General features: G+C 35.4%; 17 protein-coding genes. 4 read left to right on the forward strand and 13 right to left on the reverse strand.

The window, feature by feature from the left end; all coding sequences use genetic code 11:
* Positions 1–234 precede the first annotated feature (234 nt).
* The 4 genes from AB1414_06440 (at position 235) to AB1414_06455 (ending at position 4,874) form a co-directional block, all read left to right on the forward strand.
* Entirely contained in the window at positions 235–2,433 is a 2,199-nt protein-coding gene (locus AB1414_06440) for a PBP1A family penicillin-binding protein (protein MEW6607079.1), read from the forward strand.
* Positions 2,434–2,648: 215 nt separating this feature from the next.
* Positions 2,649–3,272, forward strand: a complete 624-nt coding sequence (locus AB1414_06445; GenBank protein ID MEW6607080.1) for a histidine phosphatase family protein — start codon at positions 2,649–2,651, stop codon at positions 3,270–3,272.
* The gene (locus AB1414_06450) at positions 3,266–3,454 is read left to right on the forward strand and encodes a hypothetical protein (GenBank protein ID MEW6607081.1); all 189 of its coding nucleotides are present in this window, start codon (positions 3,266–3,268) and stop codon (positions 3,452–3,454) included. The genes AB1414_06445 and AB1414_06450 overlap by 7 nt, the downstream gene beginning before the upstream one ends.
* An 82-nt stretch (positions 3,455–3,536) precedes the next feature.
* Positions 3,537–4,874 (forward strand): UTP--glucose-1-phosphate uridylyltransferase, encoded by a 1,338-nt coding sequence (locus AB1414_06455; protein MEW6607082.1) that lies wholly within the window; start codon positions 3,537–3,539, stop codon positions 4,872–4,874.
* Positions 4,875–4,984: 110 nt separating this feature from the next.
* Here AB1414_06455 and AB1414_06460 read toward each other — a convergent pair whose 3' ends face one another.
* From AB1414_06460 to AB1414_06520, 13 genes are all read right to left on the reverse strand, one after another.
* A complete protein-coding gene (locus AB1414_06460; GenBank protein ID MEW6607083.1) occupies positions 4,985–5,149 on the reverse strand; it encodes a hypothetical protein in 165 nt (54 codons plus the stop codon).
* A gap of 81 nt (positions 5,150–5,230) precedes the next feature.
* Positions 5,231–6,670 carry a hypothetical protein gene (locus AB1414_06465; protein MEW6607084.1) on the reverse strand — a complete coding sequence of 480 codons (1,440 nt, stop codon included), beginning with the start codon at positions 6,668–6,670 and terminating at the stop codon, positions 5,231–5,233.
* Position 6,671: 1 nt separating this feature from the next.
* On the reverse strand, positions 6,672–7,970 hold the full coding sequence (locus AB1414_06470) for an oligosaccharide flippase family protein (protein ID MEW6607085.1): 1,299 nt from the start codon (positions 7,968–7,970) through the stop codon (positions 6,672–6,674).
* A 150-nt stretch (positions 7,971–8,120) separates the two neighbouring features.
* Positions 8,121–8,312: a hypothetical protein gene (locus AB1414_06475; GenBank protein ID MEW6607086.1), complete on the reverse strand. Its 192-nt coding sequence runs from the start codon at positions 8,310–8,312 to the stop codon at positions 8,121–8,123.
* Positions 8,302–8,817 (reverse strand): nucleotidyltransferase, encoded by a 516-nt coding sequence (locus AB1414_06480; GenBank protein ID MEW6607087.1) that lies wholly within the window; start codon positions 8,815–8,817, stop codon positions 8,302–8,304. Before AB1414_06480 ends, AB1414_06475 begins: the two co-directional genes overlap by 11 nt.
* 261 nt (positions 8,818–9,078) lie before the next feature.
* Entirely contained in the window at positions 9,079–9,561 is a 483-nt protein-coding gene (locus AB1414_06485; GenBank protein MEW6607088.1) for a GNAT family N-acetyltransferase, read from the reverse strand.
* On the reverse strand, positions 9,558–10,616 hold the full coding sequence (neuB, locus tag AB1414_06490) for an N-acetylneuraminate synthase (GenBank protein MEW6607089.1): 1,059 nt from the start codon (positions 10,614–10,616) through the stop codon (positions 9,558–9,560). The genes AB1414_06485 and neuB overlap by 4 nt, the downstream gene beginning before the upstream one ends.
* 18 nt (positions 10,617–10,634) lie before the next feature.
* Positions 10,635–10,973, reverse strand: a complete 339-nt coding sequence (locus tag AB1414_06495; GenBank protein MEW6607090.1) for a hypothetical protein — start codon at positions 10,971–10,973, stop codon at positions 10,635–10,637.
* Positions 10,974–10,977: 4 nt separating this feature from the next.
* Positions 10,978–12,009: a UDP-2,4-diacetamido-2,4,6-trideoxy-beta-L-altropyranose hydrolase gene (gene pseG / locus AB1414_06500; protein ID MEW6607091.1), complete on the reverse strand. Its 1,032-nt coding sequence runs from the start codon at positions 12,007–12,009 to the stop codon at positions 10,978–10,980.
* Positions 11,999–12,748, reverse strand: a complete 750-nt coding sequence (locus AB1414_06505; GenBank protein ID MEW6607092.1) for a glycosyltransferase family protein — start codon at positions 12,746–12,748, stop codon at positions 11,999–12,001. The genes pseG and AB1414_06505 overlap by 11 nt, the downstream gene beginning before the upstream one ends.
* Positions 12,741–13,400 carry a pseudaminic acid biosynthesis-associated methylase gene (locus AB1414_06510; protein ID MEW6607093.1) on the reverse strand — a complete coding sequence of 220 codons (660 nt, stop codon included), beginning with the start codon at positions 13,398–13,400 and terminating at the stop codon, positions 12,741–12,743. Before AB1414_06510 ends, AB1414_06505 begins: the two co-directional genes overlap by 8 nt.
* Positions 13,393–14,517, reverse strand: coding sequence for an N-acetyl sugar amidotransferase (locus tag AB1414_06515; protein MEW6607094.1), 1,125 nt, complete (start codon positions 14,515–14,517; stop codon positions 13,393–13,395). Before AB1414_06515 ends, AB1414_06510 begins: the two co-directional genes overlap by 8 nt.
* Positions 14,518–14,545: 28 nt before the next feature.
* Positions 14,546–14,701: a hypothetical protein gene (locus AB1414_06520; protein ID MEW6607095.1), complete on the reverse strand. Its 156-nt coding sequence runs from the start codon at positions 14,699–14,701 to the stop codon at positions 14,546–14,548.
* Positions 14,702–14,948 lie beyond the last annotated feature (247 nt).

Genomic DNA, 14,948 nt, shown 5'->3' on the forward strand with positions numbered 1-14,948 from the left:
AACACGACACCAGGATTAATGTCTGAAGGGTGGAGCAAGAAAAAGTTTGAGCCATTTCTCCAATTCTCCCTTTTCCCCATTTCTCCTTGTTTACACTTCTAATGTATAGCCCTGAACGGTTACGAAAATAGTAGGTAGGAGATAGAAGGTGGGAGATGGGGAGATAAGCGTGGGGAGTGATGTTTTCTTTACTTTCTACTCTCTACTCTCTACTTCCTATTTTCAGGAGGAACTATGTTTAGACGACGAAGACATAAATATTACAGAACAATGCCAACAACTATTTACCCTTCAGTGGTTAAGACTAAAAAGTCAAAACGACAATTAGGACCTATCCCAAAATTTATCTTGATTGGGTGTTTATTAAGTATATTTATCATTGCTGGAATAGGAGGAGGAATAATTGTCTCCTTTCTAACACATCTACCTAATTTAGAGCCTATTTTAAAATATGAAGGTATAGAAGTCTGGAAAATTCCAACTAAACTTTATTCTTTAAATAATGAAGTAATCGCGGAATTTGCCGAAGAAAAAAGAGAATTAGTCAGTCTCGAAGACATCCCTCAAACATTAAAAGATGCCGTGATTGCTGTCGAAGATAATCAATTTTATAAACATAAAGGGGTAGATATCTTTGGTGTTTTAAGGGCGTTTGTGGCTAATATTCGTCACCGTAAAATAACCCAGGGTGGCAGCACGATTACCCAACAATTGGCAAAAAATCTGTTTTTAACCCAGGAACGAACTTATCGTCGAAAAATACAAGAGATATTAATTGCCCTCTTGATTGAGCAGAAATTAACTAAAGATGAAATTTTAGAGAGATATTTTAATAAAATATATTATGGCCATGGTAACTATGGAGTTCAGTCTGCGGCAATGTATTATTTTGATAAGCGGGTCAAGGAGTTAAAATTACCTGAAATTGCTATGCTTGCTGGACTGCCAGGTTCACCTGTCCGTTATTCACCCCTTGTTTATCCCAAAAGAGCAATCAATCGCCAGGCATTTGTCTTAAAACGAATGGAAGAAGAAGGATTTATCAATTCTGAACAAAGGGAGATGGCACAAAAGGCATTTGCCACTCAGGTAGAGATTATATCTAAAAAAAAATTGGCCAAAACAAAAACAAGTATTAATAAAGCCCCTTATTTTACGGAGTATATCCGACAAATACTCGAGGAAGAATATGGGAGTAATGCACTTTATACCGCTGGTTTAAATGTTTATACGACTTTAGATTTAGAGATGCAAGAAGCGGCATCTCAGGCTCTTCAGGATGGATTAAGGCAATTAAATCAAGCGAAGAAATCAGGTGAACCACAAATAGAAGGAGCACTTTTAGCCATTGACCCTGGAAATGGCTATATCAAGGCAATGGTTGGCGGAAGTGGTTTTTCCTACGAGAATCAGTTAAATCGAATATATGCCAGAAGGCAAGCAGGGTCTGCATTTAAACCATTTATTTATGCCGCGGCTGTTGACGAGGGATTTACACCAATAAGTATTTTAGATGATTCTCCCAGAACCTATCAGGGGGTTAAAGAAGGACAGGTTTGGGAACCAAGTAATTATGAAGGTAATTATCATGGTAAGGTGACATTAAGGTCTGCTCTGGAATATTCGCTTAATTTAGCCACGATTGATTTGTTGGAAAAGGTAGGTGTCCGAAAGGTAATTGAATATGCCCGTCGGATGGGGATTAAAGGTAAATTTGAGCAGGATTTATCACTGGCACTGGGAACAAAGGTGGTTACCCCATTAGAAATGACAATAGCCTTTGGTATCTTTGCTAACCAGGGAATTAAGGTTGACCCGATTGCTATAAAATGTCTCAAAGACCATAATCAAAATATATTAGAAGAAAGAACACCTGATGAAGAAAGGGTGCTTTCACCGCAAACAGCCTACATAATTACCAATTTGCTGGAAGGGGTAGTAACACGAGGCACGGCAAAATATTCGGTTGGAAACCGTATAAATAGAGTTGTTGCTGGTAAAACTGGCACAACCAATGATTATGTTGATGCCTGGTTTATTGGTTTTACACCAGAATTAGTAGCAAGTGTTTGGATTGGATATGACCGTGGCCAGCGAACATTAGGTTATGGTCAGGCAGGCGGAGTCGTTGCCGCACCTATCTGGACAAGTTTTATGGAAAAAATCCAGCATTTGTTGGAAATACAGGATTTCACGGTTCCCAGCGGGGTTACCTTTGCAACAGTTGACCCAACTACCGGTTTATTGGCAACGAAATATTGTCCCAAAACCAGGTCAGAGATATTTATTGAAGGCAATTCCCCAACCGAATATTGTCATCTCCATACAGAAGAAGGTATTCTGGAAATAGGAACAGAAACGGTTTCTTCTTCAATCACGCCTGCTGAAGAAGAGAATCTGGAGGAATTTGATAAAATCAGACTTGAAGAATAAACGAAGTATCAATACTTCTATTTTCAGGAGAACGGTCATGAGTCTGCGACTCACAAAGGACGATGAAAAATAATAGCACGCTGATGACGCGGATGTTGCGGATATTTCGCGGATATAAGATAGGAAGACAGAAAAAAAGAGAAAAAAATCAGCGAAAATCCGTTAAATCCGTGTCATCCGTGTTCTATTCTTACGGCTATTTTCAGGAAAATAACATGAAATTAATCTTAGTCCGACATAGTGAATCTACATGGAATAAATTAAACCGAGTGCAAGGGATAAGAAATCCTAAATTAAGTGAAAAAGGATATAGACAATCGCAACTCCTGGCTCAGCGGTTTAATGGAACGAAATTTGATGCGGTTTATAGCAGTCATTTAAGTCGTGCCTACCAGACCGCTAAGATTTTAACTAATTCTAAAAACGATATTCTTATCCATCAAGACTTGCATGAAATCAAACTGGGTATCTGGGAAGGAAAAACTATAAATCAAGTCAGAAAAGAAAACAAAGAATTATATAAGGAATGGTATCAAAAACCATTAGAAGTAAGAATCCCTGGTGCAGAGACACTTTTAGAATTTAAAGAGCGGGTCGTCCGAGTATTCGATGAAATCAGGACAAAACATCCTGACCAACAGATTCTTGTCGTCACACATGGCGGCGTGATTACTACTTATTTAGCCCACTTATTAGAGATGAATTTAAACAAGGTATGGTCTATCTCACTTAAGAATAGTGCGGTAACAATCATAAGTTTTTCTAAAGAATTTCCTTGCGTTTTAGTCTTTAATGATACCTGCCATCTGGATTTTGATGAGGATTTGGTCACATGGTAAAGGGAAGAGATGATTATGATTCCACTGTAGAATTTTCAGAAGAGGATGCTAAAGAATGGGTTATTATGGCACATAAATATCTTCAGGGGAAACGGTCATGCCCCTGCAGGGCACAAAGGACGATGAAAAATAATAGCACGCTGATGACGCGGATGATGCGGATATTCGCGGATATAAGATAGAAAAAAGAGAAAAAATCGGCGAAAATCCGTTAAATCCGCGTTATCCGCGTGCTATTTTAACATTATTTTCAGGAGAACGGTTATGAATAACAATTTAGACTGGTTAAAGAAAAATTATCCAGAAATGGATGTAGAAAAATTTGGTGAAATTCGCCAGAAATACCTGCGAAATGAGTTAGAAGTAATTTATGACGGTGAGATTTGTTCATTAAAAGGAACAAAATATATGAGTTCTTATGACGAGTTATCTGTAATTGAGCAACAAAATGGGCTTATACCAGGTTACTTTTCTCAAAGAGGATTTGACCTGGCAGAAAATGGTAAGTTAGGGATGATAATCTTAAACGGTGGTGTTGCTACTTCGTATGAGAAAGAATTAGGCTATCGACCAACTAAAGGTATATTTCAAGCAATTATGCTTACACCAATTAGTTTTATTGCCATCAAACTTTATTCTATCTATCAAACTGGACTACCCATACCAACATATTTTATGAATAGTCCGTCAACAGATAAAGATACAAAAGACTACCTTAAAAAATTTAATGATTTCAATCTGAAAGTCAAACCAAAACATTTTTGCCAGGATTTGGGTTGGCCAAGAATTAATCCCAAAACCGCAGAATTAATCACTCGCAAAAGCGGCAGATTAAGCATCGTTACTAAAGGACACGGCGATGTCTATCAAGCGTTTGAAAAAAGTGGACTTTATGATGAATTTATTAATAACGGTGGAGAGATACTTTTAATCTGTAATGTGGATAACTCTGAGGCAAAAATAGACCTGGCTATCGCGGGATATTTTTCCTGGCTCAATGAAACACAACAGGTGCAAATAATGTTTGAATCTGCCCGGCAATCTGCAGAGGACAAAAAAGGCGGAAAATGTGTTCTGATGAAACAACCAGATGGTCAAACAGGACCGGGTATTTTAGAACTTACCCGAATTTCACCACACAGCCATAATGATTTGTTGAATATAGAAGAATTTAATACCAATATGGGCTGGCTACATACCTCAATTGATAGGAAGATGTTTGATTTGCCATTCCGCGTGATAAAAAAACCTCGACTGACTAATGTTGATGACCCGGAGATAGGAGAAAGTCAAGAGGTAGTTCAATTTGAACATGAGGCACATAAACTTGTGGAACTGGTTGAATTAGGACATTCACATATCCTTTTTGTCCCACGAGATTTACGTTTCTGGCCAAATAAATACTTTCATGACCAGATTAAAAAACAAAAACTATTAGTGGAAAAATACAAAAATTTGTATGATTGGTTGTTTAAATTAAATCCCTCAGCGAATGAATGCATATTACCCGTTAAAACTGAATTGCTAAATCAATTAGGATTTGAAAAAGGGATTGTTACTTCACAGATAACGATTAGAGGTAACTATTCAGGTAGCAGGTAAAAAGGTAATCGTTCACCACACAGACCCAGAGAATGATTTTAGAAAAAGCACTGAGACAGCAAATAATTAGGGCAGTAATAGAAGTTACAGAGTGAAGTTCTATTTCAAATTCAGTAACCGTTCAGGCTATATATCAAAAGTGTAAGAAAGGGGATAAGGAGATAAGGGCGATATGGAGATAAGATAATAGAAATAGATTGAAATTTATAGAATTCGAAGAATGTTGCGAAGCAAAAATAGGTAGAAATTGATTGTGGGAAACAACAAATTTCCATAAATTTCTATTAGTAGTTTCTACTAATTTCAATTTTTTTAATAATATCTCCCTATCTCCTTAATCTCCACATCTCCTTTTGTTACACCACCTGAACGCTTACCAAATTCACAGACATTAATCTATCCATAAAATTTTTATAATTAACTTCCCAATTAGGTTCCCAGATATAATCTTTGTTAATTTCATTGTTTGAATTATGTGTTATAATAAGATTCATTAATTCCTCTGCATTCGAAAATCGTTTAATTATGCTTCTGGGAAAATATAAATCTGTAAATGGGTGGTCAATGACAAAAACAGATTTACAAAAACCTATTGATTCAAACAAAACAGTGGAAGGTTCACCGACTACGAAATCTGTATTTGATAAACTTAAATACACATTTTGTTCAGTATCTATTTTTATTGTATTTTTGGCTATAATCTCAGAATACCTCTCTTTCACATCAGGTAACTCAATGGGATGGACTCTAAAAGAAACATCATATTTACTGTTATCAATGATACAGAGGAACTTTAAGACAATTTCTTTCATATCTGGAATTAGCCCGCCAGAGAAGACAATTAATATTTTTGTTTTAGTCCGAGATTGATTGGTAGTGGATATTTTTTTTATATTTTCGCAATAGAACGGATTACCAATTGTTATTTTCTTAACGGGCAAATTTATTACTTCACTCCAATATTTACCATAAGTTAAGAAATAATCAGGCAAATATTCCTTGTAAATATCTGAATTAAGTATGGCGTGACCATAATTGTATGCCGGATGATTTTCATAAACAAGACCATGTTCTGGTTCTATGGTAATAATATTTCTTGCCTTAGCCCATTTCAGAATATAACTATTTCCACCATAACTGCCATCTTCTAAAAATATTACTTTGGGATTAAATTTGTCAAATAATTTATTATATAAATAATAATATATAGTTAACCTTTTCGAAATATACAACAAAGCATCTTCTATTGTATTTAACTCTGATTTTTCAAGTTGATACGGAAAAAGTTGTTCTAAAAATTTTCGCAGATTTTTTATGGTGATAATATCTTTTTTGCCTGGCTTAACAAACTTTGATTTAATATAACCGGCAAGAGGGATGAAATCGTGATAACAAATATTGGGAAAATATCTTGGTGTATAATATATTCTTCTTCTTACAGAATCTTCTATTAACAAAGTTTTATCCTTATTTATAAAAGCAAAATGGTCGCTTACTCTATTAAAATATTTATCTCCCATTTTTACATTTGTAATTCCAGAGCAAAACATTAAAATATCATATTTGGTTTTTAAACGGTATTTGAAGGGATTATTAAGGAGTGTATTTTTTAAATATATAAAAGTTAATTTTTCCCTTGATGAAGGAAGCTGACCAAGATTATATTCTTTGCAAATCGGGATGTTATGCAAATCAAATCTCATAAATGGCCACATAAGAATATTATCAAATTCAAATCTAAAATCGAATATTTCTGAATTGTTTTCGATAATTAAAGAATTTTTTAAAGTCCACATTTTACATATCCTTATTTTGTTTCCAAAAGCTAAACCAGGGCATAGAATAGACCTTTGCACTTAATATCCAGGTAAGGATAAATATAATAAAAAAACTAATTGTTGCTGATTGAGCGGCACCTATTGCGCCGTTAGCCTTTATTAGAAAATAATTTAGAACTATATTAACACCTGCGGAAAAAAATGTTATGCAGGCTAAAAGATAAGTTTTTTTAACATAAAAGATATAGTTAGCGACCATATAATACATACCGTTTGCCGCATAGCCCAAAGCAATCCACAAGACATATTTATATGCAGAATGAAAACCCTCTCCCACAAAAAATTTTAGCAAAAATGGAGCGATAAAACTTAACACTAATGATAGACTAATTATAGCAATACAGTATAAATATGTGAATTTAACAATCTTTACTTTTGTAGAATAATTATTTTCCTTTAATTTTTCATATAGAAATGGTGACCAGGTTTGATTAAATGAAGTGGCTAATAAACCTATAATCATCCCTACTTGATAACCTACCATGTAAATACCTGTTGTAGCAACACCCACCATTGAATTAATGAAAATTCTATCTATGCCTGACATTACCCAACCACCTAACGCATGTGGAATAAGGGGAATACCAAAAAACAAGGCATCTTTAATATAACTTTTATTAAATGAAAACCCGATATATTTTTTTTTGAAAATGATAAAAATAGATATAAAAGCAAAGATAATCGAGGTAATAATTATACCTGATAATCTCCCCTGCCATTTCCAGCCCAATACTACTACAAAGAACAAAGATAGACTAATATTAATAAACATCTGGGCAATCTGGAACATTCCATAAGGTATAGGTTTTTGTTTTACTTGCCAGAATGTAAGAATGACAAGGGAAATTGAGTGTGCCAAAGCAGATACAACTATTATTGGTAACCAACCTTCCGGGAATTTCAACAAATGAGAGAGAGGCTTTATAAACATACTGATTAATCCAAAGGTCAAAACAAAACTAATAATTATAATAAAAGTTATATTGCCAATGTAAATCTTGATTTCCTGTTCATTCAACTGGAAAAAATTTACCGCTACCGCACCGTGAGTATTTAATCCCACCACTATTGTTATTATCGCTAATATTACCTGAAAAGTAGCAACAATACCATAATCAGCAGGGGTTAAATAACGAGTTAGAATAGGTAAAAGAAGGAATGGAATAGCCGAGACAATAATATTAGAATTTGTGTAGACAAAAGTAGTTGTAACGAGTTTATGTTTAAGGATATAGGCAAGATTAAAATTATTATTCATTGATTTTTTCTGGAGATAAAAGAATTATTTTCCCTTAATCTTTCATACTAAAATGAGCCGTCCCTAAATTTTCCATTTTTCCACTATTTCCCCTTTTCCCTTCATTACACCCTGAACAGTTACCTCATTTTTTCTCGTTTTGCAGAAGTCTTATATTTTCCATACGATTATATCCTTTTTGTTTCCCCAACTATATGCAAGCTCCTGTAATTGACTAAGTGCCTTTATTTTTTCATTAAAAGGAAGTTTAGCCCGTTCTTTGCGCAATTTCTCCTTTTCTTCAAATAATTCTTTTCTAGTTAATATTCTCTTACCTATTTTAATTTTTTGATTATTTTCCATAATGCTTTTCCATGAAATTAGTAAATTTTTCAGTCAATCCATATTTGTTTAAAATTTCATTGAGTTTTTCTTTATCTACTTTTGTCTGTCCCAATATCATTTCTATTTTTCTTATGTCTTTATTCCTTCCTGCCCTTAAAAATAATGCTATAAGATACTCTGGCGCTATTACTTTTGTCTTTGTCCCTTCGTAGTCTATTTCTTTTGCATCTTCTACTGCTTTTTTTTCAAGTTCGTCAACCGGGAAGATGTCAACTGGAACACCCTCTATAATTATCCAATGTCCTTTCCAGGTATAACCGCCTTTCTTAAAATATTCATATACAGAGGATAATATAATCACTTCTTTTTCTTTTGCCTCTTTTTCGGGAATAATAAATATATCTAAATCTTCAGTCAAAAATGGTTCGGTCCATCTTAAAGCTGCTATCGCACCACCAATGGCATAATCTTTTATTAATCCATTTTCTTTCAATTCATTTATAACTTCTAATGTTTTTTTCATTTATTTGCCATCCCCATAATGACCACATCTTTCCACTTGCCTTCTTTCAATCTTTCCACATTGAAATTTATCAATAGACCAACCTTAAATAGGAGTCAGTAGTTAGTAGTCAGTAGTCAGTAATTACTGTCCACTCTTCACCTCTTCCCTACTGACTACTCTCTACTCTCTACTATTTTAGGTAATGACTCTATTCGATAATTCATCAAATTTCACTTCGTGCTCTCCGTGCCCTTCGTGGTGAATAGTTACATATATTCTTCATTTTTCTTTTTTGCTAACCAGTAAAATTAGAGATACTACTTTTCCTTCAGTAGTATCATTATAACCAAACAGCTCCAAAAATCCTGCCTTCTGGAAGGCTTTAATAGATGCAGTATTTTTTTCTTTAATTCTGGCTATAACAAATCTCCTATTTGTCTTTGAGAAAAACAAGGCACAGGATTGTCCAATTAGTTCTGAACCAATACCTCTACCTCTCTTTGAAGCAGAAACATTAACATTAATTTCAGCAGAAAATTCACCGTGCAGATCAAATCGGACGACACCACATTTTTCATTTTTATCATCAATTCCAATATAGAAAAGTTTATCGGGAGATTCTAATGCATTCTTGAACCATTGGCAATGTTCTTGATATGGAATTTCTCTGGTATTAAAGGATTGTTTTCTTGTTACCGGGTCATTTCTCCAATGATAAATATCATCTTTGTCTTCAATTGTAGCTTCTCGTAAGGTTATCATATCATCTCCCAGGTCAGTATATCATCTTCTTCGATGTCCACCATAGCGGTTCGACCAATAACTATATCCATCATTTTGGTTGGGATGCCCAGTCCTGGCCGTTTAACTTCTATCATCTCCCTGGTAATCTTTGTTCCTCTGGGAATATGACATGCGGCAACAAGACCTCTTCTGGCTAAATGAAACATTTCCTCTTCATCTTTAGTATGTCTTTTAATTGGTGAGCCCAATGCCTTCTCCGTATCTCTTATCCCCTGAACCATTGCTCTTAACTCATCAGGTTCTAAAGCAAAGGGATGGTCAGGACCGGGTAATTTTCTATCTAAGGTATAATGTTTTTCTATGACATTGGCTCCCAGAGCCACCGCCGCTATATCTGAAGTAATACCCAGGGTATGGTCAGAAAACCCTACTGGTAATTGAAATGCCTGTTTCATTGTCTGCATAGCTCTTAAGTTTAAATTTTCATATTTAGCCGGGTAGTTTATAGCACAATGAAGTAAAATAACATCTTCATTGCCTTGTTTATTTATTACTTCAAGGGCTGTTTCAATATCTGAAAGATTAGCCATACCCGTAGAAAGGATTATGGGCTTACCTGTCTTAGCTACATATTCCAGAAGAGGTAAATGGGTAATTTCAAATGAAGCAATCTTATGTGCCAGCATATCTACTTCTTCAAGTTCATCTACGGCCTGAAGGTCAAAAGGAGTGGAAAGGAACATAATCCCTTTTTCCTGACAATAGTCGCTTAAGTCTTTATGCCATGCTCGGGGCATTTCAATTCGCTTAATAAGCTCCCAAACCGATTCATCTTCTTTAGTCAATTTCTCTTTTTTTAGATAACTCATCTTAGGTGTCTTTTTTGAATAGAGAAATTCTGCAGAGTAGGTTTGAAACTTAACTGCATCAGCTCTGGCTTCTACTGCCACATCAATGAGTTTTAAGGCCTGCTTGAAATCACGATTATGATTACTACCTGCCTCGGCAATCACAAAGCAGGGCTCACCTTCACCAATTAATTTATCCCCTATCTTAACCTTTTTCGAGACCATCAGTTTTTTCTCCTTAATTTAAAATGGGTCTTGCTTGTAAGCAATTTTGTGTAAAGAATCCAAAGTAATTTCCTGGTATCCTCTTGTTTCCTTTTCACCGACATCTCTTTTAAATCGTATCTCACTAATATAATCTTCCAATACATCCCTCACATCCTCTTCTCCTTCTACAACAAGAGAACCAAAGTTTCCTTCTCCCCAATGAACTACTGTATTTTCTCGAAAGAATACACGTCTTCCCTCCTTGAGATAACTCTCAGCAACCTTACGGAGAAAACCAATGTAGAGTTTTATTAGTTCGCCTTCCAATTTGTAGGCTCTGTTTTTAGTATCTTTCCAAAGTTCTTTTAAGTCCATTGACTTAACTCCAAATCTCTTCTACCACCCTTTCTACCCCTCTTCCATCAACCAACTCTTTACTTTTCTGGCTCATCTCTTCTCGTTTCTGTCTGCTTTTAATCAAATCCTCTACCGCTTTTTTAATTTGTTCTTCAGTAACTTCTTTGAACCAACCTAAATTAACAGAAGTGCCGTAGTTAGCCAATCCGTTGGCAACCTTCTTCTGGTTATCAGCCAGGCTCAGAATGATATTCGGCACACCCAAACAGGCAATCTCATAGCAAGTACTTCCACCTGCACTGATGGCCAGGTCTGCTTCCTCCATTAGACTAAAGATATCATCAGGGTCTCTTATAATGATAAACCGGTTATCTGTTTTAATCTCTTCCTTGAGTATCTCCTCATATAGATACCCAGGCCCTATCACCACGGTAATCCTGAGATTCTCTTTGACAGGTTTAATTGCTCTGACCACCTTAAGTGTCTGGTTATCAGGATCAGTTCCTCCCAAGGTGACCAGGATATTTTGTGCAATCCTTTTTATCCCTTTCTTTAGCTGGTGTTTATCCCTAAGGCTTTTCCCCAGGAGAGCATATTTTGGCCCTATCAACAGTTTTGTATATCTTTCTGTGGAATAATCATCACCCTTAGCACCAACATTCTGATTGAGCACTATATCGGAACAGAAATGCAATTTTGATAGGTCATCAATACTCATCAGGGTAACATTCAATTTCTTTAGTTGCTCAAGGTAATGCTCATCAATCCCATAAGAATCAGTAATTACCAAAGATGGTTGATGCTTTTTAATCAAATTGATAGTCAAACTCAGGTCTTTTTTTAAATCTGCCTGTGCAGGCAATCTTTCTACTAAATGGTTGTTAGCTACAATACGCTTTCCTACCGCTGGGTCAATATCCCTGGTGATAAATATGCACTGAATACCTTTCTGGCTTAATCCTTCAGCCAGGCTTAGACATCTCCTAATATGTCCTAACCCAATTTTTGCTCCTCCATCAGTTCTGAAGATGGCTCTATCTTTTTTACTCTCCATAGTCCTTCTGTTTAATATCCTGGTTAATCTTTACTATCTCCGGATGGCTATCTAATATCTCTATGATTTCTTTATATCCCTTTTGATCTACTCCAAAATCCTCAATTAAAATCTTTATAACCTCAAAATCTTTATCCGTATCCACGGTGATTCTATATTCTGATTTGTTTAGTCGGGATGAGAAGTTCTTTATCTCGAATAAGTTTGGATTGTTTTTCCAGATATAAGGAGTTACATGTTCTCTCTCAGGCAGTTCTTTTGCATTTTCGTATGCCAATTTCAGGGCTCTAAAAGAGAAGATTTCAAAATCTAAGCCCCTGGGAAAAGTTCTTTCAATGGAATTTGATAAATAATCCGCATTTAATCTTTTATACTCTTCATATCCCTCTCTAATTAAATATCCATCTATTAAAGGACAATCAGAGGTTATTCTGATAATAGTATCTATCTGGTTTTCTCTGGCACAATGGTAATATCTACCTAACACATCACATTCGTCCCCTCTAAAGAATGGGACTTCTAATATCTTGCATTCTTCAACAATAGGTTCATCCTGCTCTTTTACTGTTGTAGCTACAATAATAGGCAGGTCTGACCATCTTGCCCTTTGAATATGGTAAGCCAACAGGGATTTTCCTTTTATAGTTTTTAATACCTTTGCCGCAAGGCGAGTAGATGCAACTCTTGCCTGGGTTATTATAGAGACCCTCATATCTTTACCTACAGATATTTCATTCACTTTGCATATCCTTCTTTTTCAATAAAAACATAGCATCTACATTCTGCTCATTATCCAGGTATGGTAGATGTTTTTCTTTAATCAACTCCAAATCATCAAATTGCTCAAGGAATATTTTGGAGAAGTTTGCTTTCCACAGCAAATTCTTCTGACCTCGATATATTATCTCTGTATGCTCGTCAGCATAATATTCAAATCCCCAAATGTAGCTTTTGGTACACCTGTAAATCTCTTTGATGATTTGAAGAATATTAGAAGGATGAATATGGATGAGCACCCCTGAAGTGAACACCAGATCGAAGTACTTGTCTTTAAATGGGATATCAAAGCCATCTCCCTTAATAATATTAATATTTTTGGTTTTTGATTTTGAAAGCTCAACCGCATAACTTTGCGGTTCAATACCATACAGATTCTTAAAGCCCATTTTCTGAAGGCATAATAGTTGAGTTCCAATGTTAGAGCCTACCTCCAGAATTCGCATGGAGCGAGGTAAGTCTGATAAGAACAAGCTATTCAATTCAGTTTTTGTTACTCCATAATTTTTTTGGTATAATGCTTCTAATTCCTCTAAAGAGTTGGGATTTCTATCCGTATACTCTTTGCCAAATTCCCCTCCCCACTTTTTTAACTGTTCAGTTGTCTCAGGCATTTGTTCCCCCTTCCATTAAATTTTTATATACAGGGTCTTTCATCCGCCATCCACCATCGACCTTTTCAAAAATTTCCGGATTCCAGAATTTTTCTACTATATCCCAAAATTGCTTTGGTGTATACCCCAAGAAGTTTATAAAATCTTCCATTGCTTTCTGGTCTAACTTATGGTCATATTCCATAATGAGCTTTTTAGCTTGCTCCAAACTAAGATTTCCTTCTCGAACACGGCGACTGGCAATATCCGAGGTCCTCTGAAATCCAAACTTGGGATACTTCAGCCAGAGATGGACCATATAGGCCACAGAATCTATCTGCTCAAAATCTTCAATACACCCTTCCCGCTTCCATTCATGTGATAAGTCTTTAAATCCATATCTCTTTGCAATCCCCAGATGAGTTACACTGCTCCAGGGGGAGAAATAGCTCAGATAAATTACTTCTGGAAGGGGTTTGTTTTTGTCTAACTGAATTGAACTTACCTCTTGTTTTATCAGGCCTTTTTCAACCCACCATTGCTTATCTTTTTCCAATTGGTCGGATATTGCTTGAACAACCGGTGTGGCTGAGTAAGACTCTTTGGCCGTAGTTCCATATTCATAGGCAGAATTCTCTCCAAATGAGACAAAAGGTATATCAAACTTTTGGGCTAATAAAGTAGGGACGGTGTAAATAGCATATTCTACAAATTTAAGTGCCTCCCCTGTTTCTTCAAAGGCTATTTTTGTTGCTCTTCTAAATAAATCGTGGTTAATTGTGTATTGATAATGGTTTAGATTAAAGGTTTCTATGAGATTTCTTAGATTATGTATACCTGCTTTTGTATGGGTAAAGCTATCTGTTACCGTTACTAATAATGGATGCATATTCATCTCTTTTACTAATGTGTGAGTCAAGAAATGAGAATCCTTACCTCCACTGACCGGAATAATACAATCATAATATCCATCTTCTCTTCTATATTTATCACAGAGTTTTCTTAATTCTTCTTTTCTTTCCTTCCAATTAATTGTGTTGCGTTTTTCATAATTACGGCAGGCTTGACATACCATTTCTCCATCAAAGATAGAGCCGGGTCTTGTATCCGGCATTAAACATTTTTTACAATACTTCATTATTTTACCCTCATTTTTTGGTGGTGTCTTAATCTAGCATAAAGATTGAAATAGTGTCCGAAAAGGAGATATGGGGATTATGGAGATAAGGAGATAAATTCATTCTAAAATTTTGCAAAGGACTATGAATAATCTCCATATCTCCCTTTATCTCCTTATCCCCTTTTGGACACCAAATCTGCATAGATTTCGCTATTACTTGATGTTCAAGTTTTTTAAAGGTATAAAGATTTAACCGCAAAGAGCGCAAAGGAAGATTTCGCAAAGGACGCAAAGGAAGGAAAATAAGGTGGTGAACAACCTAATTGCTTTGTTAAGTTTGCTTTGCTATGTTTAGAATAGAAAGTTATCGGTTATCAGGTTATCGGTGAAGAGAAAACAATGACCTGTTATCTCCGATTACTGATTACCGATTACCTAAGTAACATGCA

The sequence above is a fragment of the bacterium genome, assembly GCA_040755795.1.
Lineage (GTDB): Bacteria > UBA9089 > CG2-30-40-21 > CG2-30-40-21 > SBAY01 > JBFLXS01.

Coding starts and splice junctions, on each gene's coding strand:
- AB1414_06440 (MEW6607079.1), top strand. CDS start 235: ATGTTTAGACGACGAAGACATAAATATTACAGAACAATGCCAACAACT.
- AB1414_06445 (MEW6607080.1), top strand. CDS start 2,649: ATGAAATTAATCTTAGTCCGACATAGTGAATCTACATGGAATAAATTA.
- AB1414_06450 (MEW6607081.1), top strand. CDS start 3,266: ATGGTAAAGGGAAGAGATGATTATGATTCCACTGTAGAATTTTCAGAA.
- AB1414_06455 (MEW6607082.1), top strand. CDS start 3,537: ATGAATAACAATTTAGACTGGTTAAAGAAAAATTATCCAGAAATGGAT.
- AB1414_06460 (MEW6607083.1), bottom strand. CDS start 5,149: ATGGAAATTTGTTGTTTCCCACAATCAATTTCTACCTATTTTTGCTTC.
- AB1414_06465 (MEW6607084.1), bottom strand. CDS start 6,670: ATGTGGACTTTAAAAAATTCTTTAATTATCGAAAACAATTCAGAAATA.
- AB1414_06470 (MEW6607085.1), bottom strand. CDS start 7,970: ATGAATAATAATTTTAATCTTGCCTATATCCTTAAACATAAACTCGTT.
- AB1414_06475 (MEW6607086.1), bottom strand. CDS start 8,312: ATGGAAAATAATCAAAAAATTAAAATAGGTAAGAGAATATTAACTAGA.
- AB1414_06480 (MEW6607087.1), bottom strand. CDS start 8,817: ATGAAAAAAACATTAGAAGTTATAAATGAATTGAAAGAAAATGGATTA.
- AB1414_06485 (MEW6607088.1), bottom strand. CDS start 9,561: ATGATAACCTTACGAGAAGCTACAATTGAAGACAAAGATGATATTTAT.
- neuB (MEW6607089.1), bottom strand. CDS start 10,616: ATGGTCTCGAAAAAGGTTAAGATAGGGGATAAATTAATTGGTGAAGGT.
- AB1414_06495 (MEW6607090.1), bottom strand. CDS start 10,973: ATGGACTTAAAAGAACTTTGGAAAGATACTAAAAACAGAGCCTACAAA.
- pseG (MEW6607091.1), bottom strand. CDS start 12,009: ATGGAGAGTAAAAAAGATAGAGCCATCTTCAGAACTGATGGAGGAGCA.
- AB1414_06510 (MEW6607093.1), bottom strand. CDS start 13,400: ATGCCTGAGACAACTGAACAGTTAAAAAAGTGGGGAGGGGAATTTGGC.
- AB1414_06515 (MEW6607094.1), bottom strand. CDS start 14,517: ATGAAGTATTGTAAAAAATGTTTAATGCCGGATACAAGACCCGGCTCT.
- AB1414_06520 (MEW6607095.1), bottom strand. CDS start 14,701: ATGCAGATTTGGTGTCCAAAAGGGGATAAGGAGATAAAGGGAGATATG.